At 63.4% G+C, this 22423-nt stretch carries 20 protein-coding genes and 1 riboswitch; of the genes, 6 read left to right on the top strand and 14 right to left on the bottom strand.

Going from position 1 to position 22423, the window contains the following annotated elements:
- Positions 1–8: 8 nt before the first annotated feature.
- The gene (gene pta / locus L6D64_RS18545; RefSeq protein WP_176506847.1) at positions 9–2096 is read left to right on the top strand and encodes a phosphate acetyltransferase; all 2088 of its coding nucleotides are present in this window, start codon (positions 9–11) and stop codon (positions 2094–2096) included.
- Between the two features lie 59 nt (positions 2097–2155).
- Here pta and L6D64_RS18540 read toward each other — a convergent pair whose 3' ends face one another.
- From L6D64_RS18540 to L6D64_RS18505, 8 genes are all read right to left on the bottom strand, one after another.
- A complete protein-coding gene (locus tag L6D64_RS18540; protein WP_027918343.1) occupies positions 2156–2881 on the bottom strand; it encodes a YiaD family glycine zipper/OmpA-like lipoprotein in 726 nt (241 codons plus the stop codon).
- A 109-nt stretch (positions 2882–2990) separates the two neighbouring features.
- Entirely contained in the window at positions 2991–3635 is a 645-nt protein-coding gene (locus L6D64_RS18535) for an MBL fold metallo-hydrolase (RefSeq protein ID WP_176506848.1), read from the bottom strand.
- 329 nt (positions 3636–3964) lie between these two features.
- Positions 3965–4657, bottom strand: a complete 693-nt coding sequence (locus L6D64_RS18530; RefSeq protein WP_054887496.1) for a sensor histidine kinase — start codon at positions 4655–4657, stop codon at positions 3965–3967.
- A complete protein-coding gene (locus L6D64_RS18525; RefSeq protein ID WP_054887495.1) occupies positions 4654–6261 on the bottom strand; it encodes a tetratricopeptide repeat-containing response regulator in 1608 nt (535 codons plus the stop codon). The genes L6D64_RS18530 and L6D64_RS18525 overlap by 4 nt, the downstream gene beginning before the upstream one ends.
- Before the next feature lie 164 nt (positions 6262–6425).
- Entirely contained in the window at positions 6426–9143 is a 2718-nt protein-coding gene (locus L6D64_RS18520) for a winged helix-turn-helix domain-containing protein (protein WP_176506849.1), read from the bottom strand.
- A 244-nt stretch (positions 9144–9387) separates the two neighbouring features.
- The gene (locus tag L6D64_RS18515; protein ID WP_176506850.1) at positions 9388–10752 is read right to left on the bottom strand and encodes a DUF1329 domain-containing protein; all 1365 of its coding nucleotides are present in this window, start codon (positions 10750–10752) and stop codon (positions 9388–9390) included.
- Positions 10753–10777: 25 nt separating this feature from the next.
- A complete protein-coding gene (locus tag L6D64_RS18510) occupies positions 10778–12697 on the bottom strand; it encodes a DUF1302 domain-containing protein (RefSeq protein WP_176506851.1) in 1920 nt (639 codons plus the stop codon).
- 329 nt (positions 12698–13026) lie between these two features.
- Complete coding sequence (locus L6D64_RS18505) at positions 13027–14709, bottom strand: fatty acid--CoA ligase (protein WP_176506852.1); 1683 nt, start codon at positions 14707–14709, stop codon at positions 13027–13029.
- A 162-nt stretch (positions 14710–14871) separates the two neighbouring features.
- Here L6D64_RS18505 and L6D64_RS18500 point away from each other — a divergent pair, with 162 nt between their 5' ends.
- The 3 genes from L6D64_RS18500 to L6D64_RS18490 all read left to right on the top strand — a co-directional run bounded on the left by L6D64_RS18500 (position 14872) and on the right by L6D64_RS18490 (position 17732).
- A complete protein-coding gene (locus L6D64_RS18500; protein ID WP_054887490.1) occupies positions 14872–15837 on the top strand; it encodes a 2-hydroxyacid dehydrogenase in 966 nt (321 codons plus the stop codon).
- A 63-nt stretch (positions 15838–15900) separates the two neighbouring features.
- A complete protein-coding gene (locus tag L6D64_RS18495) occupies positions 15901–16899 on the top strand; it encodes a class I SAM-dependent methyltransferase (protein ID WP_176506853.1) in 999 nt (332 codons plus the stop codon).
- Positions 16900–16938: 39 nt separating this feature from the next.
- Positions 16939–17128: riboswitch (yybP-ykoY riboswitch) on the top strand.
- Positions 17129–17150: 22 nt separating this feature from the next.
- Complete coding sequence (locus L6D64_RS18490; RefSeq protein ID WP_176506946.1) at positions 17151–17732, top strand: TMEM165/GDT1 family protein; 582 nt, start codon at positions 17151–17153, stop codon at positions 17730–17732.
- A 38-nt stretch (positions 17733–17770) separates the two neighbouring features.
- Here L6D64_RS18490 and L6D64_RS18485 read toward each other — a convergent pair whose 3' ends face one another.
- From L6D64_RS18485 to L6D64_RS18470, 4 genes are all read right to left on the bottom strand, one after another.
- The gene (locus tag L6D64_RS18485) at positions 17771–18586 is read right to left on the bottom strand and encodes a M48 family metallopeptidase (RefSeq protein WP_054887487.1); all 816 of its coding nucleotides are present in this window, start codon (positions 18584–18586) and stop codon (positions 17771–17773) included.
- 78 nt (positions 18587–18664) lie between these two features.
- Positions 18665–19285: an SOS response-associated peptidase gene (locus L6D64_RS18480; protein ID WP_176506854.1), complete on the bottom strand. Its 621-nt coding sequence runs from the start codon at positions 19283–19285 to the stop codon at positions 18665–18667.
- 15 nt (positions 19286–19300) lie between these two features.
- Positions 19301–19561 (bottom strand): putative signal transducing protein, encoded by a 261-nt coding sequence (locus tag L6D64_RS18475; RefSeq protein ID WP_054887485.1) that lies wholly within the window; start codon positions 19559–19561, stop codon positions 19301–19303.
- Entirely contained in the window at positions 19561–19743 is a 183-nt protein-coding gene (locus L6D64_RS18470) for a CPXCG motif-containing cysteine-rich protein (protein ID WP_008096588.1), read from the bottom strand. Before L6D64_RS18470 ends, L6D64_RS18475 begins: the two co-directional genes overlap by 1 nt.
- 124 nt (positions 19744–19867) lie before the next feature.
- Between L6D64_RS18470 and L6D64_RS18465 the strand changes: the two genes are divergently transcribed.
- Positions 19868–21037 (top strand): 1-acyl-sn-glycerol-3-phosphate acyltransferase, encoded by a 1170-nt coding sequence (locus tag L6D64_RS18465; protein WP_082433693.1) that lies wholly within the window; start codon positions 19868–19870, stop codon positions 21035–21037.
- Positions 21038–21070: 33 nt separating this feature from the next.
- Here L6D64_RS18465 and L6D64_RS18460 read toward each other — a convergent pair whose 3' ends face one another.
- Positions 21071–21331, bottom strand: a complete 261-nt coding sequence (locus tag L6D64_RS18460) for a hypothetical protein (protein ID WP_099814241.1) — start codon at positions 21329–21331, stop codon at positions 21071–21073.
- Positions 21332–21492: 161 nt separating this feature from the next.
- Between L6D64_RS18460 and L6D64_RS18455 the strand changes: the two genes are divergently transcribed.
- Positions 21493–21699, top strand: a complete 207-nt coding sequence (locus L6D64_RS18455; RefSeq protein ID WP_176506855.1) for a hypothetical protein — start codon at positions 21493–21495, stop codon at positions 21697–21699.
- A gap of 70 nt (positions 21700–21769) precedes the next feature.
- On the opposite strand, the gene L6D64_RS18450 is transcribed toward L6D64_RS18455, so the two are convergent.
- Entirely contained in the window at positions 21770–22354 is a 585-nt protein-coding gene (locus L6D64_RS18450) for a YajG family lipoprotein (protein WP_176506856.1), read from the bottom strand.
- Positions 22355–22423 lie beyond the last annotated feature (69 nt).

Raw genomic sequence — 22423 nt, 5'->3', positions numbered from 1 at the left:
AAGCACGCATGCAGACATTTTTCATTGCGCCGACCGACTTTGGTGTCGGCCTGACTTCCATCAGCCTGGGCCTGGTCCGCACCCTGGAGCGCGCCGGGCTCAAGGTCGGCTTCTTCAAGCCGATCGCCCAGCCTCACCCCGGCGACACGGGCCCCGAGCGCTCCACCGAACTGGTCGCCCGCACCCACGGCATCAGGCCTCCGGTACCACTGAGCCTGGCCCATGTCGAGCGCATGCTCGGCGAGGGCCAGCTGGACGAGTTGCTCGAAGAAATCATCCGCCTGTACCAGCAGGCCTGCATTGGCAACGACGTGGTGGTGGTCGAGGGCATGGTGCCAACCCGCCATGCCAGCTATGCGGCGCGGGTCAACCTGCACCTGGCCAAGAGCCTCGATGCCGAAGTGATCCTGGTCTCGGCACCGGAAAACGAAGTGCTCAGCGAATTGTCCGGACGGGTCGAACTGCAGGCCCAACTGTTCGGCGGCCCACGCGACCCGAAAGTACTGGGAGTGATCCTCAACAAGGTGCGCACCGACGAGAGCATGACCGACTTCGCCACCCGCCTGCGCGAGCACTCGCCGCTGCTGCGTGGCAACGACTTCCGCCTGCTCGGCTGCATTCCCTACCAGCCCGAACTGAACGCTCCGCGTACCCGCGACGTGGCCGAACTGCTGGGTGCCCAGGTGCTCAATGCCGGCGACTATGAGCAGCGGCGGATGAACAAGATCATCATCTGCGCCCGCACCGTGGCCAATACCGTGCCGCTGCTGACACCGGGCACCCTGGTGGTGACCCCGGGCGATCGCGACGACATCATCCTGGCGGTGAGCCTGGCCGCGATCAATGGCGTACCCCTGGCCGGCCTGCTGCTGACCAGCGACAGCAAGCCCGATGCGCGCATCCTCGGCCTGTGCCGTGGCGCCCTGCAGGCCGGCCTGCCAATTCTGTCGGTCAGCACCGGCTCCTACGACACGGCCAACCTGCTCAACTCGCTGAACCGCGAAATCCCGGTGGACGACCGTGACCGGGCCGAATTCATCACTGACTTCGTTGCCAGCCACCTGGACGCCGCCTGGCTGCACCAGCGCTGCGGCACCCCACGGGAAATGCGCCTGTCGCCCGCGGTATTCCGCTACCAGCTGATCCAGCGGGCGCAACAGGCCAACAAGCGCATCGTCCTGCCGGAGGGCGCCGAGCCGCTGCTGGTGCAGGCGGCGGCGATCTGCCAGGCGCGCGGCATCGCCCGTTGCGTGCTGCTGGCCAAGCCAGAGGCAGTCGAAGCCGTGGCCCGTGCCCAGGGCATCACCCTGCCGGCGGACCTGGAGATACTCGACCCCGAGCTGATTCGCGGGCGCTATGTCGAGCCGATGGTCAACCTGCGCAAGAGCAGGAACCTCAATGCGCCCATGGCTGAACAGCAGCTGGAAGACCCGGTGGTGGTCGGCACCATGATGCTGGCCCTGGATGAGGTCGATGGCCTGGTCTCGGGGCTGGTGCACTCCACCGCCAACACCATTCGCCCTGCCTTGCAGCTGATCAAGACCGCACCCGGCGCCAGCCTGGTGTCGTCGGTGTTCTTCATGCTGTTCCCCGAGCAGGTGCTGGTGTACGGCGACTGCGTGATGAACCCGCACCCCAGCGCCAGCGAACTGGCCGAGATCGCCCGGCAGAGCGCCGAATCGGCACAGGCCTTCGGTATCGCACCGCGGGTAGCGATGATCAGCTACTCCAGTGATTCGGCCAGTGACGAGGAAGTGGAGAAAGTGCGCGAAGCCACGCGCCTGGCACAGGCGGCGGAGCAAGGGCTGCTGATCGACGGGCCGCTGCAGTACGACGCCGCCGCCAATCCGCAAGTCGCTCGCCAGCTGGCCCCTCACAGCCAGGTGGCTGGGCGGGCGACGGTGTTCGTGTTCCCTGACCTGAACACCGGCAATACCACCCACAAGGCGGTGCAGCGCAGCACTGACGGGGTCAGCCTGGGGCCGATGCTGCAGGGGTTGCGCAAGCCGGTGAACGACTTGCCACGCGGGGCGCAGGTGGACGATATCGTGCATACCATCGCCCTGACGGCGATTCAGGCCAGCAGCATCCGCTGAAACGCAAAAGGGCAGACCGTCACCGGCCTGCCCTTTTTTATTGCGCCGTACCGAACGGCTTATGGGTACTGCTGAACCTGGCCCTGCTGCTGGTCATACTGCTGACCCGGAATAGGCTTCAGGTTGACCTCCACACGGCGGTTCTGTGCACGGCCATTGGCGTCGGCGTTGCTGGCAATCGGCTGGTCCGGGCCCATGCCACGTACCGTTACGCGCGACGCATCCACGCCTTGCGAGGTCAGGTAGGTGCTGACTGCCTGGGCGCGGCGCTGCGACAGGTCCATGTTGTGCTGGCGGCTGCCGGTGCTGTCGGTGAAGCCCACCACTTCGATGGTGTTCTGATTGAACGACTTGAACGAGTTGGCCAGGTTGTTCAGCGGGTTGTAGAAGCTCGGCGAAATGTTGGCCGAGTCGGTAGCGAAGGTGATGTTGCCCGGCATGATCAGCTTGATCTGGTCACCCTGGCGCTGAACCTCAACGCCCGTGTTGGCCATCTTCGCGCGCAGTTCGGCTTCCTGTTTGTCGGCGTAGTAGCCGTAACCGGCAGCGGCGGCACCGACTGCGGCGGCGCCGATCAGCGCACCCTTGCCGCGGTTGTTGTGGTCGATGGCGGCACCGGCAATGGCACCGGCCAGCGCGCCCAGGCCGCCATACTTGGCGGTCTTGCTCATCCCCGTGGACTCGCCCTGAGCCTGGCCTTGGCTGTCATAAGGATTCTGCCCGGCGCAGCCGGTCATCAGGGCTGCAGCGGTTGCGACGATAATCAGACGACGCATGGTGAACATGGACAAGCTCCTACAAAAATTCGTGTGTGCGGCGGATCGCAGAGGGATCTGTGCCAGGCTTGGATCGCCAGCATACGGAAAAATTCCATGAAAGGCTTTTCATCCAGGCTCAAGCCCGTACGAACGGGTTCTCGCGCATCTCGTCGCCCAGGCGGGTGTCCGGCCCGTGGCCTGTGACCACAATGGCATCTTCATCCAGGCGATACAGCCGTTCCTGGATCGAACGCACGATGGCGCGCTGGTCGCCGCCCCACAGGTCGGTTCTGCCGATGCCACGGCGGAACAGGGTGTCACCGGCGATCAGCAGCTTGGCGTCGGCGAACCAGAAACTCATCGAACCTGGGGTGTGGCCAGGCGTATGCAGGGCCACACCGCAACCGCAGGCGAGTTCTTCATCATCATCGAGCCAACGGTCTGGCGACGGCACCGGGGTGTAGGGCACGCCAAACATCTGGCATTGCATTTCCAGGTTGTCCCACAGCGGCTGGTCCTGCTTGTGCAGGTGCAAGGTGGCGCCGGTGAGTTCCTTGAGCTTGCCCGAAGCGAGGAAATGGTCGAAGTGCGCGTGGGTGTGGATGATGCTCACCAGGGTCAGGCCATGGGCCTGCAGGCGGGCGAGGATCTTGTCCGGGTCCCCCCCCGGGTCGACGACGATCGCCTTCTTGCTGACCGGGTCGCCGATCAGGGTGCAGTTGCACTGCAAGGGGCCTACAGGAAAGGTTTCGCGGATCAGCGTGGTGGGGGCAGTGTTCATGGGGGCTCCTGACTACTGTCGGGATGGTAGCGTGGTCTGGGGTGCATGTCTTGGAAGTTGCAGCGCCTGTGAGACCGAGCGCCGCCCGCGCGGCGCATCGCGGATAAATCCGCTCCTACAGTTTGTTGCAACGTGGCCATGCCTGTGAGGCCATGATTGTCAGCTGGATGCACGGCTCAAGTCATGCGCCAAGGCTGGCAACCATGGCGTAACAGGTTCGGCACATTGCAACAACTGTAGGAGCGGATTTATCCGCGATGCGCCGCGCGGGCGGCGCTCGATCTCACAGGCGCTGAAGATGTTGTGCCGAACACATGGCGCCCCTGACGCTACGGCAAATACAACCTGAACAACCCGCCCCCAAGCACCCCGCCATTGGCAATGTCGATCCGCCCGCGCACGCCGTTACGCTCATGCAGCGCCGCAATCCGCGCCGCGAAATACAGCCCCAGCCCGGTGCTGCCGCTCTGCGAGTCGATCCCCTGCACATAATCCTGCTGACGCTCGAGCATTCGCGCCGGGTAGCCCGGGCCGTCGTCGTTGACGCTGATGACCAGTTGCTCGCTTTCCTCGCCAATGCTGATCAACAGTGTATGGCCGGCATAGCGGGTGGCGTTGGTGATCACGTTGGCGATCACCGAAGCCACCAGTTCGCGGTCGAAGAAACCCAGCGGGTTGTCGGTTTCGACACGCCAGGTGGCGAGGATGTCGTTGTGCTGCAGCACTTCCTGGTGGGCGGCCAGCTGGGCCTCGATGAAATCATCCAGCTCATGGTAATCCGGGCATACCGGCAGCTGGTTCACCCCCAGTTTGTAAAGCCCCAGCAACTGCACCAGCATGCCGTTGAGGTGACGGAACTCATGCTCGATCACGCCCTGCTCGGTACCGCTGCGCCATTCTTCAGGCAACCGCGCCATCCACTGGTCATGGGACTGGATCAGCGCCGACAGCGAGTTTTTCAGGTCATGCACGGTGGAGGCGATCACCGTGGAGAAATCCAGCCCCTGGTTATCCTGGCTCATGCACCGAAGACCTTGATGTGCAGTTTGCGGTAGCGGTCGTAGCGACTGTCACTGGTCGGGATGCCGGCCACCCGGGTCAGGCAATCGCGGCATTCCTGCTGGATCGCCGGCGGTGTCACCTCGCCACCGATGCGCAGCAGGGCCTGCGCAGTGTTGAGCGCAATACTGATGTTCTTCGGCTGCAGCGAAAGCGCTTTGCGGAACATCTGCAAGGCTTCGTTGAGTTGCCCGGCCTGGTAGCTGCGCACGCCCTGGCGGTTGAGGTCGACCGCTTCGGTGACCGCACCCAGTACGGCCGGGTCGTCGGTCAGCTTGGCCACGCTTTGCATGACCTTGGGATCGTCGCCGTAGGTTTCCACGCAGCCTTTGAGGATGCTGCCGCCGGCTGCTTCCTGGCCGAGTGCCTGCAGTTGCCGGGCCACGGTCAAGGCCGCCTCGACCGAGAAGAACTGGTCCATCTTCTCCAGCCGCTGCATGGCTTGTTCGGTGAGCTTGGCCGCTGTCTCAGGGTCGCCCGCCTGCTGCAGGCTGGCGGCCTTCATCAGCCGGGCACGCACTTGCAAGCCCTGGTCTTCGAGGTTGTCCTTGGCCACTTCACTGAGCACAGTGTTGATCTCGACCCGGGCACGCGCATCCAGGCCAAAGCCGGCGTTCTTGCTCATCAGCGCCTGGACCAGCCCAAGGTTGCTTTCGGCATCCTTGTAGCGCGAACTCTGGCCCTGATTCACCGCATGACGGAACGCCTTGGAGGCGCTTTCGAAATCTTCGTTATCCAACGCCAACTTGCCCAGTGCAGCCTGCCGGCGCACCGCCAGGGGCGACAGGCGGACAGCTTCCTCGAGCATGCTCTGGGCGCGCTTGGTTTCGCCTTGGGCGACCAGCACTTCGGCCATGCCATCGTACAGCCCGGGCATGATCGGGAAGGCCTTGAGCGCCTGTTCGTAGACGCCCTGGGCCTGGGCATTTTGCCCACGCTTGTGCATCAGGCTGCCGAGTGCCGCATACACCCACGGTTGCGGGCGGCTGGCGAGGATGCTCTTGAGAAACTTCTCCAGCTCATCGAAGCGGTTGAGGTCACGCAACGCGTCAGCGCGATAGCGCAGGCACAACGGGGCAAAACGCGGGTCCTTCTTGCACAGCTCGGCACACGCCGCCAGCACTTCGGCCGGGCGACCACGGTCGAGGGCTTGCAGAATCGGCTTGAGCAGCGTCTTGCGCTGGGTCAGCTTGTCCAGGCGCTGGGCCAGGCCTACACGGTTGAACGGCTTGGTCAGGTAGGCATCAGGCTCGTGCTCCAGGGCACTGAGCACGATGGCCTGGCTGCTCTCGGCCGTGACCATGATGAACACGCATTCATGGCTGATCAGCTTGTCGAGGATCAGGTCCTCGAGGACCTGCTGGCCGTTCTTCTTGCCGTCACCGAGGTGGAAGTCCTGGAGGATATAGTCGTAGCGCTTCTGCCCGCACATGCGCAGCGCCTGCTCGCCGCTGTCAGCGGTATCCACATCGCGCACGCCCAGTTCGCGCAGCATGGAACGGGTCGACGTGCGAAAGTCAGTGAAGTCGTCGACGATCAGAAAGCTCTTTTGCCCGTACTGCAGCATCAACACGACCTGTATTGGGAAGATGGGTGAATGGCGCGAAGCGATGCATACCGCCGAAACCTGTATCGGCAGCCAGCCAGGAAAGATGAGGGTGGAGAACGCAGCGGACGCACGCCATCGCCAGATAATGGCCTAGCGCCAGCATTTTACCGTTGCGGCCAGCTTCAGGCCAGCAAGCCCAACGCTTTGGCCCGCGCCACGGCTTGGGTACGACGCTCGACACCCAGCTTGCTGTTGATATGACTGGCGTGGGTCTTGACGGTATGCAGGGAAATGAACAGCCGCTCACTGATCTGCTGGTTGGAACAACCTTGGGCGATCAGTTCGAGCACCGCCAGCTCGCGACCACTCAAGGCCTCTGCGGCGTTGGCTGTAAGCACCGCAGGTTCGGGCAGGCGCCCCAGCAATTCGGCCTGGGCCTGGCAGGCTGGCTGTGCAAGGAGTTGCTCGCGCAGCCAGCCAGGATGCAATTCGAGCAGCCGCTGGAAGGGCTGCACCACCCCACCCCGAGCGGCGCTCAACGCCATGGGCAGCAGCCGCGCTGCCTGTGCTTCACGCCCCTCGCTCAGCAACAGGTCGATCCACTGGCAAAGGGCATGCAGGGTGAGCATCATCCCGCCACTGGCCTGACCGCGTTCGGCAAGGGCGCACAGCCGCGCCACCGCATCTTCGCTGCGCTGCTGCACTCGCTCGAGCAAAGCCTGCTGCAGTTCGATATGCAGCGGCAGCAAGGGGTGGAACTCAGGCGCTGCCGCAGGGTGCTCGCCGCCATAGGTCTGCCCCAGGCGTAGCAACCACGACTCGGCCAAATCGATACGCCCCTGCGCGAGCCACAGTTCGCACTTCACCAGGGTGATCATCGCCAGGTAGAAAATCGGCGGCACATCCCAGATGTGCATCAGCCGCTCCGCCTCGGCCAGTTCGGCGAAGGCCTCGGCATACTGGCCCTCACGGCCATCCAGCGAGGCGATCACGCAATGGCCGATCAGCACGCTGATGTCACGGCAGGCACGCGCCTCGCCAAGCCCTGCACGCAAGCGCGCGCGCCCTTGCGTGGGATGCAGGCGCGCCACCAGCAGATAACCCTCGTACAAGGTCAGCCGCGCCCGCACTGCGTACAACCGCTGTGCCGACAGCCCCTGCAGGCGCTGCAAACCCTGGCGCACCTCATCGAGCGCGCGCAACACCTCGCCGCGGGCATGCAGCACCCGGGCCCGATCGTAATGCGCCAGCGCCTCGAACAACGGGTTACCCACCCGCTGCGCCAGCTCCAGCGCTTCGCGGTTCCAGCCGCGCGCACGCCAGAAGTCGCCATCGGCAATGGCCAGGTTGGACAGCGTCGACAGGCATACCAGGCGTTGCCCATAGCGCTTGCACGGCAGGCTCTGCAGCGCCTCGCCGCAATAGGCCAAGGTCCCATCGCGGTCACCCCGACCACGGGCGATGACTCCGCTCAGCGCCAGCCACTGCGCCAGCATCGACTTCTGTGCAGTGGCCGAAGGCGCGGGCAGGAAGCGGCTGAGGTAACTTGCCAGCTCTTGCGCGGCATCGAGCTGGCAGGCCAGGCCAAGCGCCCAACTGTACAGCACGATCAACCGCGGCGTGCTGATCAGCAGGCTGTCGGGGAGGTCCATCTTCCAGCGCAACAGCATGCCCACATTCTGCTCGGCCAGCAGTTGCTCTTCGGACAGGCTCTGCACCAGGTCAGCCGCAACGTCGAGGTGGCCGGCGCGTAACGCCTGTTCCACCGCCTCGTCGAGCAACCCCTGGGCCTGGAACCAGCGGCAGGCGCGCAGGTGCAGGCGCGCCTGCGGTTCGCTGGACTGACGACTGCGCAGCAAGTCAGAGAATAGGTGATGGTACCGATACCAATGGCCATGCTCGTCCAGCGGCACCAGGAATACCTGGTGCGCCTGCAGATAACGCAGTATCGCGTCGCTGTCGTGGCGCTCACGCAGCGCATCGCACAGCGCCGCGCAGAAGCGCTCCTGGCAGGCCGTGTCGAACAGGAACGCCTGCACGTCCGCCGGCAGCATCTCGATGACTTCTTCCAGCAGGTAGTCACGAATCAACCCTTCACCACCATGCAAGGCCTGGGGCAAGGCATGCTCGTCACCCGCCTCGCTGGCTGCCAACTGCCAGAAGCGCAGCCCCGCCACCCAGCCATCGCTGCGCTGAATCAGGTTATCCAGCGCCTGACCGCGCAGCCCGGTGGGTTGGCGGCCAATCACCGCCAGTGATTCATCCGGCGTCAGGCGCAGATCCTGCTCGCCAAGCTCGACCAGTTGCCGTGACAGGCGCAGCCGCGCCAGGTGCCAGTCCGGGCGCTGGCGGCTGGTCACCAGCAGTACCAGGCCAGCAGGCAAGTGATTGAGGAAGAACTGCAGGCAGCGATCGAGAACCGGCCCCTGGGCCAGGTGGTAGTCGTCCAGCACCAGCAGCAAAGGCGTATCGGCCTGGAGGTAGAGCGCCAACTCGTCCAGCAGGCTGTCGATCCACTCTTCGAAGGCAAAGGGTTGGTGGCGCTGACGCATCTTCAGCAGGCCCATGGCCTGCCCGCCCAGTGCCGGACAGTACTGCTGCAAGCCTTCAAGCAGGCGCTCGAGGAAACGGCCGGGGTCGGCATCCCGTTGGCTGAGGCCGAGCCAGAGGCTGCGCCAATGGCTGGGCAGCGACTCGCAGAATTCGATGGCCAGGGAGCTTTTGCCAAAGCCTGCGGGGGCGTTGACCAGTAACAAGCGCCCACCAAGGCCGCCCTGCAAGCGCTGGCACAGACGTGCACGCGGCACGTGGCCGTCCGGCTGCGGCGGCCGGAAGAAACGCCCGTCCAGCAGGCCCAGGGCCTGACTGGCGAATCCATGCGTACGGGACAGATCTGTCATGGCCGGCTCGTTCTGGTGGGAAAACTACGGCGGTACGGATGTTTGCGAGACTAGCGGGTAATACAACGCATTTGAAGATGATGGGCGCCATTTACCTGAAAAGACTGCGACAAAAAGCAACATGGCTGACAGACAGCGGCTGGGACGGGGCTTTGGCGGGGTATTCACTGGTTTTATCGGCCACACAGAAACGCCCCGGCAAGCCGGGGCGTTCTGGGGGATCACACGGCGTTGCGGTTTCAGCTCAACGAATACCCGACTGGCGCAGGGCCGCTGGCTGGAAATCGGCTTTGCTGGCGGTGAAGCCGAAGTCGTAGGCTTTCTTCTCTTCGTTTTTCATGCCCAGCGCCAGATAGCGGCCCGATTGCAGGTCGTAGATGGCTTCCAGGGTGTACCACGGTACCTGGTTGTTGTAGTACGGCTGGGCATGCGCCTCGGAGATGCGCCACAACTGACCGCGACCGTCGTATTGGTCGATCACCGCTGCTTGCCAGGTATCCTCGTCGATATAGAAGTCACGCTTGGCGTAGATGTGCCGCTGGCCAGGCTTGAGCGTCGCGACCACATGCCAGACCCGGCGCAGCTCGTAGCGGGTCAGGTCCTGGTTGATGTGCCCGGCCTTGAGGATATCGGCGTACTTGAGCTTGGGGTCATCCAGCTTGAAGGCGTTGGAGGCGATGTACATCTCCTTCTTGCCTTCGAGCTTCCAGTCGTAGCGGTCCGGCGCGCCGTTGTACATGTCCAGGTTGTCCGAGGTACGCAGGCCGTCTGCTGCGGTACCCGGGCCGTCGTAAGACACCTGCGGCGCCTGGCGCACCCGGCGCTGGCCGGCGTTGTAGATCCAGGCCTTGCGCGGCTCCTTGACTTGGTCGAGGGTCTCGTGCACCAGCAGCACGGTGCCGGCCAGGCGCGCCGGAGCCGTTACCTCCTGCTTGAAGTAGAACAGGATGTTGCCTGGGTTGTTCGGGTCGTAGTCCTTCATCTTGTCGCGGAAGACGAACTGATCGGCGAAATACACCAGGCTGTAGGAACCGTTCTGCTGCGGGGTTGCCTGGGTCACCAGGCGGCTGACGCTGCCGCCGCGGTAGCGGGTGATATGGTTCCAGATCACTTCCAGGCCGCTTTTCGGGATCGGGAAGGGCACGGCGGTCTGGAAGTTGTTCAGGCCGTTGCCGCCTTCGACCAGCGTGGTCGCGGTGGCGTTCTTCTTGATGGCGGCGAAGACATCGTCAGGTACCGTGGCGCCACGGTGGGTCTTGAACACCGGAATCTTGAAGGTATCCGGGTAGCGCTTGAGCATCGCCAACTGGCCCGGCGAAAGCTTGTCCTTGTACTGCTCGGCATTCTGCGCGGTGATGGTGAACAGCGGTTTGTCGCTGCCGTACGGGTCAGACAGGAAACCCTTGCCATCGACGCTGCCTGCGGTCTTCGACAGCGGTTCCCATGGGCCGATCGAACCATCGGCGTTACCGGCTTTTTCCGCGCCCATCGGGGTCAGGGTGCTACCCAGCTTTGCCGCTTCATCGGCGGATACCGCAGCCATGACGCTGGTCGCCAGCAGGGACAGGCCCAATACACCGGCTTGCAACAGACTTCTGGTCTTGTTCATCTCGTGTCGTCCTGGATCAGTATTCTTAGAAGTTCACGCCGAGGCTGAGGGCGACGAAGTCGCGATCATCCACGGTGCTGTACTTGCCGTCGAAGAAGGAGGTGTACGACAGGCTGGCGGTATAGGTCTGCTGATACTCCGCGTCCAGGCCCAGGCTGATCGCCTTGCGCCCTTCCTCGAAGTTGCCGCCAGGGCCTGGCGAATAACCATCGACGTCATGCGACCAGGCCACGCTCGGGCGCAGGTTCACCCCGGCAAACACGTTGTTGTAGTCCCAGATCGCACGTACGCGGTAACCCCAGGAATCGGCGGTGGTGTAGCCGTCGTTTTCGCAATAGCGCGATACGTTGTTGGCATTGGAAGTGCCCAGGGTGCTTGTATTGAGCGCCTCACACTGGCCACTGGGCAGCGGGCCCGGGCCAAAGACCGGGTCACGCCCGTAACGCGCCTTGGAAGTGCTTTCCAGCCCACCGACGTGGGTCCAGCCGACTTCGCCGACCATGGTCAGCCGCTCCGCCCCCATCACCTGGTCGAAGAAGTGGGTGAACGTGGTCTGCAGCTGGGTGATTTCCTTGCGGCGGTAGCCCGGCTGATCGGCACCTGGAGTGCCTTTGAGCACGGATACGTTGGGGTTGAGCGGGGTCAGGCCCGAGTAGAGGATATCGGTGGTATTGAGCTGCACCGGCGCATTTGGCCGATAGCTGATTTCCCCGCTCCAGGCGGTGCCGGTGGGCAACGTGGTCGAGAAGCTCAGGCCATACAGGCGGATATCTTCCGGATATTCCACGTAGTAGCTGGAATTGCCTGCAACCTGCAGCGGCATCAGGCTCGGCAGCAGGTTGGCCAAGGCACCGGCCGGCACCCCCGCCCTGACCAACGCGCCGGCCAGGCCGGTGGTGCTGTAGAACTGAGCATCTGCACCGCGGCCACTGAAGATGGGCGCACGGCTGTGATAGTTCATGAAGTAGCCACCGAACTCGGTGTTGAGCGGCTCGAACATGTAGCGCATGGCCAAACCGAATTGCCCGCTGTCGCGCGCATCGCGATCCGCGCCGCGACGCACGATCACCCCTTCGTCAGGGTTGCCGTAGGTCACGCCCCGGGCAGCCAGGGTGTTGGTTACCGGGGTTGCCAGCGGCCCGAGGCGGCTGGCCAGCGAGTTCTTCGTGGCGAGCACCGCCAGGTTGTTGTTGCAACCATCGGCGATCACGTCCGGCTGGGAGAAGAATGTGCCGCAGTTGTCGACAACTGTCTGGTCCCACTCGATCTGGTAAAAGCCTTCGGCCGACAGGTTGTCGGTGAGGCTTTGCGACACGTAGAACATGTTGACCGGAATCAGGCCTTCCTTGATCTCGGCCCCCGGGCGACGAAACGCTGAAACGTCGATCGGGTTGATCGCGTTGATGCCACCGCCGATGAAGGTACTCTCACCCCAGCTCACCACCTGCTTGCCTAAACGTACCGAGCCTGGCTGATCGCCGATCGAGTAGTTGTGGTAGACGAAGGCATCGAGCAGCTCCGAACCTGCCGACTTGGCGCCTTCCTTGCGGTTCGAGTCACTGATGTCCTTGAATTCGCGGTTTTCGTCTTTCAGCTCGAAGTCGTACCAGTACTTGCCGCGCACGAACACGCCAGTGTCGCCGTACTTGAGTTCGAGGTCATGGATGCCTTTGAAGATCTTCGAGAAGGTTTCGCCCTTCTTGAAGTTCAGGTGGCCGTCGTCAGAGGTCTGCGACAGGCCCTTGCCACCGTTGTTGACCCCGATCAGGTTCTTGTTGGGGTTGGCGGTGGACCAGCTGGCGCCGACGGAGAGCGACGAGTCGAACTGGCCTTCGATTTCACCAATGTTGAAACTGACAGCGAAAGCAGGACTTGCGAGCGTGGAAGCAAGGCTGACGGCCAAGGGCAACCTGGCCCGGCGCCAGAACGGATTTGCAGATTTCATCGACGCTACTCCATGTACTTTATTGTTATGGCAGTGAGTCCTTTCAGAAACGGCCCGAGCGACCGGTAAGCAGGTTTGCCCTGCAGCGGCACGTCTTGCGCGTGCCGCCCTCCCCCATTCCTGAAAATCCCCTGGCCCCGACTATAGCCAGCAGCCTCAGGTGCTTGATCCCTCTAAAGTGTGATTTGCGCACCTGCTGCCAAATCGCCCCGGCGTTTCCCGGGCAGCGCATCGGCCGAGCTGAAGCATGGCCGAAATTTTACGTTTGGCAAGGGCTCAGCCTCTCTAGCATGCGGGTCGCGCACCGTGATACGCGACCCGGAGCGGGCTTACAAGGTAGACAGGAACGCACTGTTACTGGCCTGCCACTGGACGATGTCCTGGCGGATACGCTTCTTGTCGAGCTTGCCGACACTGGTCTTGGGAATTTCAGTAACAACAGCGATCTGGCTGGGAATCGCCCACTTGTTGATGTGGCCTTCCTCGACGAAAGGCTTCAGATGTTCCTTCAGGGTTTTGGCGTCGATCGCCTTGTCCTCACGCACCACCAGCAGGGCAAACGGGCGTTCGCCCCATTGCGGGTCGGCTACCCCTACCACCGCCACTTCACGCACGGCCGGATGACGGCTGATCAAGTCCTCCAGGTCGAGCGAAGAGATCCATTCGCCGCCGGTCTTGATCACATCCTTGATGCGGTCGCGGATGTCGATGTAGCCCATGCCGTCGAGGGTGGCGACGTCACCGGTGTGCAGCCAGCCGCCCTGCCACAGCTCCTCGCTCTTTTCCGGTTCCTTGAAATAGCCCATGGTCAGCCACGGCGCACGCAGCACCAGTTCGCCCTGGGTCTCACCATCGGCCGGCAGGAAATTGCCTTCGCCATCGACAATCGCCGCTTCCACCAACGGCACCGGTACACCGGCCTTGACGCGGTAGGTAACGCGTTCATCCTCGCTGCCGGCCTGCAACTCGTCATTCAGGTGCGCGGCAGAAATCAGCGGGCAGGTTTCGGACATGCCGTAGGCGGCAGTCAGCTGGATGCCACGGGCCAGCGCGGCCTTGTACAGCGAACTGTTCAGTGCGCTGCCGCCGATGATGATCTTCCAGCCGCCGAAATCCTGGTCCTGAGCGTTCGGGCAGTTGAGCAGCATCTGCAGGATGGTCGGCACACAGTGCGAGAAGGTGACCTTTTCTTCGCGCCACAGCTTGACCAGCATGTCCGGCTCATAACGGCCCGGGTAGACCTGCTTCATGCCGAGCATGGTGGCCGCGTAGGGGATGCCCCAGGCATGCACGTGGAACATCGGCGTGATGGGCATGTACACGTCATTGCTGCCAAGCAGGCGCACGCTGTCGATACTGCCGGTCACCGCCGCTTCGGCCAGGGTATGCAGCACCAGCTGGCGGTGCGTGAAGTAGACGCCCTTGGGGTTGCCCGTGGTGCCGGTGGTGTAGAAGGTGGTGGCCACCGAGTTCTCGTCGAAATCCGGGAAGTCGTAACGCGGGCTGGCGGCCGCGAGCAGTTGCTCGTATTCACCGACGAGGTTCGGCAAGTCGGCGGTCTTGTCCGGGCCATCGGTGATCAGCACGGTCTTGTCGACCGTGGCCAGTTGCCCGGCGATGGCCTGATAAAGGCCGACGAAGTCGCTGTTGACCAGCACGAAACGGTCTTCAGCGTGGTTCATGGTGTAGAGGATCTGCTCGGGCGAAAGGCGCACGTTGATGGTGTGCACCACTGCGCCGATCATCGGGATGGCGAACATGCATTCCAGGTAACGGTGGCTGTCCCAGTCCATCACCGCCACGGTGTCACCGGCCTTGACCCCGGCGTCGGTCAGCACATTGGCGAGGCGGGCGATGCGTTCGTTGAGCTGCGGATAAGTCAGGCGCAGCTGGTCGCGATAGACGATCTCGCGGGTCTTCTCGTAGCGGCTGCCGGACATCAGCAGGCGCTTGATCAACAGAGGGAAGCTATAGGCGCCCTCGGCGGGCTTGATGATGCGGGTCTGCAACATGGTGATCCCTTTTCTGAAAAGCATGCCGAACAAGTCTGGATCTACTGTAGTTGCTCAATGTGACGGTCAAATCAGCCGAAGGAATGATTTGGCGGCGCCAGGTATGAGTGGCATTGTGCGCAGTGACGGACCAACCCCTGCCCTGCCACCGGAGCTCCTGTGATGCCCAGCTTGCGCCGCGCCGTGTTTCTCGATCACCAATCCCTGGACCTTGGCGACCTCGACCTGTCGCCGTTGCAGCAACAGTTCGACGAATTCGAACTGTTCGCCGCCACCCGCCCGGAGCAGGTCGTCGAACGCCTGCAGGGCGCTGTCGCGGTGGTCAGCAACAAGGTCATGCTCGATGCCGCCACGCTGGCCGCCAACCCGCAGCTGAAGCTGATCCTGGTAGCCGCGACCGGCACCAACAATGTCGACCTCGCAGCTGCCCGCGCCCAGGGCATCACCGTCTGCAACTGCCAGGGCTATGGCACCCCCTCGGTAGCCCAGCACACCATCGCCCTGCTGCTGGCCCTGGCCACACGCCTGTGCGACTACAACCAGGCGGTGGCCGACGGCGAGTGGGCCAAGGCCAGCCAGTTCTGCCTGCTGGATTTCCCGATCATCGAACTGGAAGGCAAGACCCTCGGCCTGCTAGGCCATGGCGAACTGGGCGGCGCGGTGGCACGACTCGCCGAAGCCTTCGGCATGCGCGTGCTGAGCGGGCACATCCCTGGCCGCCCGGCCCGTGACGATCGCCTGGCGCTGGATGAACTGCTGCCACAGGTCGACGCGCTGACCCTGCACTGCCCGCTGAACGAGCACACCCGGCACATGATCGGTGCCCACGAACTGGCGCTGCTGAAAAAGGGCGCTCTGGTGGTCAACACCGCCCGCGGTGGCCTGATCGACGAGCAGGCCTTGGCCGACGCATTGCGCAGCGGCCACCTCGGCGGCGCGGCCACCGATGTGCTGAGCGTCGAGCCGCCGGTCAATGGCAACCCGCTGCTGGAGAAGGGCATCCCACGCTTGCTGATCACTCCGCACAGCGCCTGGGGCGCGGTGGAGTCGCGCCAGCGCATCGTCGGCCAGCTCAGCGAAAACGCCAGGGCCTATTTCGAAGGCCAGCCACGCCGCGTGGTCAGCTGAGCTCCAGCTCAGTCCCGCGCCCGGCTCTGTTACACTGCGCCACTTTTTCAGGAGGCGTCGTCCATGGACCCGCGCAGTGAAGTATTGCTCCGCCAGGCAGAGCTGTTCCAGGGCCCGCTGCTGCTCGCCGGCGCCCCCGCCGACGGCCTGCTCGGGCAGCTGCCCCAAGCCCTTGGCTGGACCTGGCATGCCGGCGACCAGGCCATGCTCGACAGCCGCTTCGCGGGGCGCAGCCACTACGGCGTCGATGTGCCGTCGGCAGCCTTCGAGACGGCGGTACTGTTCCTGCCCAAGTCCCGCGAGCTGGCGGCCTACCTGCTCAATGCCCTGGCTGCGCGCCTGGCAGGCGGTGAGCTGTACCTGGTAGGTGAAAAACGCGGTGGCATCGAAGGCGCGGCCAAACAACTGCAGGCGTTCGGCAAGCCGCGCAAGCTGGACAGCGCGCGGCATTGCCAACTGTGGCAGGTGACCGTGGAACACGCGCCGCGTGCCAAACCGCTGGAGAGCCTGGCCGAGCGCTTCACCCTCGATCTCGAAGACGGCCCACTGCAGGTGGTGAGCCTGCCGGGGGTATTCAGCCACGGCCGCCTGGACCGCGGCACTGCCCTGCTACTCAAATATCTGGACAATCTTCCTGTCGGCCATGTGCTCGATTTTGGCTGCGGCGCTGGCGTGCTGGGTGCCACGGTCAAACGGCGTTATCCACAAAGCCGGGTCACACTGCTGGATGTGGATGCCTTCGCCGTGGCAGCCAGCCGCCTGACCCTGGCGGCCAACGGCCTCGAGGGCGAAGTCATCAGCGGCGATGGCATCGATGCCGCACCTGCCGACCTGAGCCTGATCCTGAGCAACCCACCGTTCCATACCGGGGTGCACACGAACTACCAGGCATCGGAAAATTTGCTGAAAAAATCTGGCGAACATCTGAGAAAAGGTGGCGAAATGCGCCTCGTAGCAAATAGCTTCCTGCGCTATCAGCCGCTCATCGAAGGTGCCTTGGGCAATTGCCAGACCTGCGCCGAAGCCGATGGCTTCCGCATCTATCGGGCAACACGCGGTTAAAAACAGGGCTTGCCGAAACGGTTTCGGCTAGGCAGAATCCGCACCGTCCTAGGGGAGTAGTCTCCCGCGAGCGCCCTGCTCGCCCGGTACGCGTCAACATACTTGGCCCACAGGCCATGGCGCGTGCGACCCAGCGGCCTGCACAGACAGGTCCTCGGTTTGACAAGACCTATGACACGCACACCTTACCCGGGGCGGGGAGGCTGTACGTGTCATAGCCGTGTCGACCCGCCCCCGTAGGAAACCTGATGCTGGAATCTCTGCTGGTCCCCACCGCAATCGTTGCCTTGGCCGAAATTGGCGACAAGACGCAACTGCTCGCGCTCATCCTCGCCGCCCGCTTCCGCAAGCCTTGGCCGATCATCGCCGGCATCATCGCGGCTACCTTGGCCAACCATGCCGCGGCCGGCGCCGTGGGCGCCTGGGTCGGTAGCTTCTTCAGCGAGTCGGTACTGCACTGGGTGCTTGCCGCGAGCTTCACCGCCACGGCGCTGTGGACCCTGGTGCCGGACAAGATGGACGATGACGAGAATCCGGCCCGCCGCTTCGGCCCGTTCCTGACCACACTGATCGCGTTCTTCCTGGCCGAAATCGGTGACAAGACCCAAGTGGCCACGGTGATGCTGGCTGCGCAGTATCCGCACCTGATCCTGGTCATCGTCGGGACGACCTTGGGCATGCTGATCGCCAACGTGCCGGTGGTGCTGGCGGGTAATTTCGCTGCGGAGAAACTGCCGCTGACGCTGATTCGTCGCCTGGCGGCTACCGCGTTCTTCGTGCTGGCCATCGTTGCCGTGTACTCGGCGATGAAGACCAGTGGCTGGGTGGGCTGAGCTGAAAAACAGGGGCCGCTGTGCGGCCCCTGGTGGTTTTACTTCTTCGCGGCCTCGTACAACGGCATCACTTTTGGAATCGCCGCCTGCAACGAGGCGATCCGGCTGCTCGAAGCCGGGTGCGTACTCATGAACTCAGGCGGCGCCCCTTCCGAGGCCTTGCTCATCTTGTTCCACAAGGTGATCGCGGCATTCGGGTCGTAACCGGCACGCGCCGACAACTCCAGGCCGATCAGGTCGGCCTCGTTCTCGTTGGCGCGGCTGTTCGGCAGGGTCATGGAATAGTTCACCACGGCGTCGGCCAACGCCATGCTGTCCTGGCCAAGGCCAAGCAAGGCGCCCGCACCCTGGCGCGCCATCTGCACGCCGTAGGCCTTGGACATCGCTTCGCGGCTATGCTCGCGCAAGGCATGGGCGATTTCGTGGCCGACCACTGCGGCGATTTCCGCATCGGTGAGCTTGAGCTGATCGATCAGCCCGGTGTAGACGATGATCTTGCCGCCCGGCCCGCAGTTGGCATTGAGCTCGTCACTCTTGATCACGTTGACTTCCCAGTTCCATTGCGCCGCATCCGGGCGGAACTTGGGCGCCTGGGCAATCAGTCGGCTGGCGATGGCCTGCACACGCTTGGCATCGTTGCTGGACTTGTCCAGCACGCCCTTGCTCGACGCCTCGCCGAGGGTCTGCTGGTACGATTGCGCGTACATCTGGTTGACCTCATCGGTCGAAAGCATGCTGAACATGTACTGCTGGCGGTCGACGCCGACAGCACCGCCACTGGTGGTATTCACCGCCTGGCAGCCGGCCAGCAGGATGCCAGCACTCAATAGGCTGACGACAAAAGACTTACGCATGAAAACACTCCCTTTTTACATGCGCCGTATCCTAGGCTGAGTCGCTTGCACCCGCCATAGCCGCAGGGAAGATTTTACCTAAGCGGGTGTCAGGCACTCAGGCGCGTCCAGTTTCGGGTCGTTGACGAAGTTCGCCAGGGCCCGCTCGCGCAGCATTGCCGGTGGGCTGGCGAGCAGCTCGTGCAAGCGTGGCAACGGGGTGTCCGGGTCCAGCCAGGCAGCCTGGCCGGCCTGGTCGAGAATCAGCGGCCGGCGCTGGTTCATTGCGGCCTGGGTCACTACCGCGCAACTCAACCACACCTGGTCCTGTACCGGGTAGGCCTCCCAGACGGCAGCGAAATACAGCGATGCGCCCTCCCCCGGCGTCAGCCAGTAAGGCCGTTTGCGCACCGTACCGCGCCACTCATAGAAACCGTTGGCGGGCATCAGGCAACGGCGCTGGCGAAATGCTTCGCGGAACATCGGCTGCTCGGCCAAGGTCTCGGCCCGGGCGTGAGCGGGGGTGCGCGAGAGGTCGGTGAGCCACGCAGGGGTCAGCCCCCAGCGGGCCTTTGCCAACTGCTGCTGGCCGTCGAGCAGGCGCTGGATCAGCACCGAAGCGCCAGGCGCGATATTCCATTGGGCCGGCTGGCCGGCAGGGAAACCCGGCAGGCTGGCCAGCGCCTGGGGCCAGCGAAACAGGGCGTAACGTCCACACATGGGCGATTTCAGAACCTAGCAGATCAAGGTACCGGGATGACTCTCCGGCTCGTCGCCGGCAAGCGGCTCGGCACCATTGTACGCATCGATCAGTTGCCGTGCGTATTCGGCCTGTTCGTCGGGCACCGCAAGCCCGAGCAGCCCCTGCAATGGCAACTCACCCGCGCCGCCCATCAGGTCGCGACCGGCGAGGTGCGCTTCGATGCCTTCGCTGGCCAGCATGCACACCAGCATTTCAGCTTCCATCAGGTTTTCCGGTTCGTAGATCCGCCGCATCAGTCGTTCTCACCGTAGACGTCCAGCATCCATTCCTCGCCATGAACCTGCAGCACGAAGCGGATAGGCTTGCAGCACACCTGGCAGTCCTCGATGTACTCCTGGTCGCCCCCGGACAGGTCCACTGTCGTTTCGACTTCTTCACCACAATAAGGACAATCGTAGAACGCTTGTTCGAGCATCGCGGCCTCCGGGGTGACTTGTGCGTATAATTGTCGGTCTGTTTACAGGGCTTGAGTGTGCCCGAGCCGTTTTTTCGGGCCCCACCCCTTACCTTATTACCCTAGCCGTTTCCAACAAGAGAGCATGATGGGCGAATTCGATGCCATCCGACCGTACGACGATGCTGAGGTCCCTGCCGTTCTGGCACGCCTGCTCAGCGACCCGGCATTCCTCGATATCCTCACCCACTTCAAATTCCCGCGCGCAGCCGGCGCCCTCGGCTGGCTGCTCAAGCCGCTGATCGCCCGCCGCCTGCGCAAGGAGTTCGCCGGCGTCACCTGCGTGTCGACCCTGCAGGACAAAGTCGAGTACTACGTCGACCAGACCATCGAACGCGCCACCGACGGCGTCACCTACTCCGGCGTCGAACAGCTCAAGTCGGGCACGGCCTATCTGTTCCTGGCCAACCACCGCGACATCGTCATGGACCCGGCCTTCGTCAACTACGCGGTCTACCATGCCGGCCTGCCGACGCCGCGCATCGCCATCGGCGACAACCTGCTGCAAAAGCCGTTCGTCAGCGACATGATGCGCCTGAACAAGAGCTTCATCGTGCACCGCTCGATCAGTGGCCGCCGGGAAAAGCTTGCGGCCTACCAGTTGCTCTCGGCCTATATCAACCATTCGATTCGCAATGACGGCACGTCGATCTGGATCGCCCAGGCCGAAGGCCGCGCCAAGGACGGTGACGACCGGACCGATTCGGCAATCCTCAAGATGTTCCACATGAGTCGCAAGGACGAGCCGTTCGGTGCGGTGATCCAGAGCCTGAACCTGATCCCGGTGTCGATCAGCTACGAATACGACCCCTGCGACCAGGCCAAGGCCCGCGAGCTGTACATCCGCGCCACCACCGGCACGTACAAGAAGGCCCCCGGCGAAGACGACAACAGCATCGCCAAGGGCATCACCGGCTACAAAGGCCGGGTGCACATCAACTTTGCCCCGCCAGTGACCGAGTACTACGAGGACACCAAGCAGCTGGCACAGGAAACCGACCGGCAGATCCTTGGCGGCTACCGCCTGTTCCCGGTGCACTACCTGGCCTATGCGATGTGGAGCGAGAAGGACGAGGCACTGCAGGTGCCGAGCGCCGAGAAGGTGTTCCCGGCAGAAGAGCTGGCCAAGGCCAGGGAAGAATGGCAACGGCGGCTGGACGCCTGCCCCGAGGAGCAGCGGCCTTACCTGGTGTTGCAATATGCGACGCCAGTGCGCAACCAGTATCAGGTCAAGCAGCAGGCGCCTGTGGCCTGACCTGAGCGGGGCCGCCTGGCGGCCCCGGTACGTTCAGATCCAGGTGCTGAACCAGGACAGCAGCAGCGCCATGGCCAGGCAGGAAAAACCCAGGATGTAGTAGTAGCGTGGCACGCGCTGGGCGAACACATCCGCCGGCCCCTCCTCCACCGCCAGACGCTCGCGGGTGATCGCCTCACGCCGCCGTGCACTCTGCAGCAGCAACCCGCCTGGGCAGGTCAGCAAAAGCGCCAGCAGATTGATCAGCTTGGTAGGGTGGGCGGAAAGAAAGCCCCAGAGCACTTGCAACGACATCACGCAACCTCGGTCATAGCCACAGCGAAGCCCGGCATTCTACCGAAGTCCGCCCCGGCCGCCCGTGCTTGGCGACAAAGTGTCACTTGATTTCATCCTGTCACATGCTCGTCATCAGGACAGGCCACGCTATTGGCCTTTTCCCGTACCGGAGCTTGTTGATGCTGCACGCCGAAAACCAGGACCGTCTCTATCTCGTGGCCCAGAGCGATGAGCAGCAGGCATTGATCGATGGTTTTGCCATCAATGTCCAGGACCGCCAGTGGCTGGTCTACTGCGCGCTCGGTGGGCACATGCACGAAAACCTGCCCGAGGTGGATGCAAGTACCGGCGTCAGCTTGCTGGATTTCCACATCGCAGCCGCCTAGGTCTGTCCAGGCAATAAAAAACCCGCTACCTGGCACGCAGGTAGCGGGTTTTTCGTTTGCAGCCTGAGGCTTATTCGCCCAGCACCTGACCGATGGTCGGGTCCTTGAACAGGCGGGTCAGCGCATCGCTCAGCACATCGCCCACCAGCTGGGTGTTGGTGTCCTGGTTCGGCGCCATGCCGAAGCGCTGGTCCAGCGAAGCACCGTAACGGCCGCTGTAGCGGCGGCTGGCATTCTGCACATCGGCACGGAAGGTGGCACCAATGGTGGCTTCGGTCACGTACAGGTTGTCTTTAGGGGACTGATACTTCAGTTCGGCCAGGGTCACGGTCAGCTGTGGTGCGTTATAGGCATTCGGCGTCGGGGTGAAGCCGAGCAGGCGCACGGCGGCTTCGGCCTGGGCCTGCAGCTTGGGCACGACATCATTGCCACTAACGCTGATGGTGCTGGTTTCGGGGTACATGCCGCCCCGGGTGCCCAGGGACTGCGAAGCACGCCCATCGACCACCTTGACCACCACCGGCTGGCCGTGGCCGACCGGTGTGAGCTGAGCCTTGAGCGTGGGTTGCGGGCTGAGTTGTTGCGGGCTGTGGGCACAACCGACCAGGCTGAGGCTGGCTACGGCAATCAAACCGAACAACAGACGTTGCAACATGCGCGTTTCTCCAGAAAATACGGCGAAGGCCCACAGTATACCCAGCCAGGCACAGACCAGTCATCGGTC

The sequence above is a fragment of the Pseudomonas urethralis genome (genome assembly GCF_021602465.1).
GTDB classification, from domain to species: domain Bacteria; phylum Pseudomonadota; class Gammaproteobacteria; order Pseudomonadales; family Pseudomonadaceae; genus Aquipseudomonas; species Aquipseudomonas vlassakiae.
Note: the sequence above shows the minus strand (reverse complement) of the source record. Positions and strands in the feature narration are given on the sequence as shown.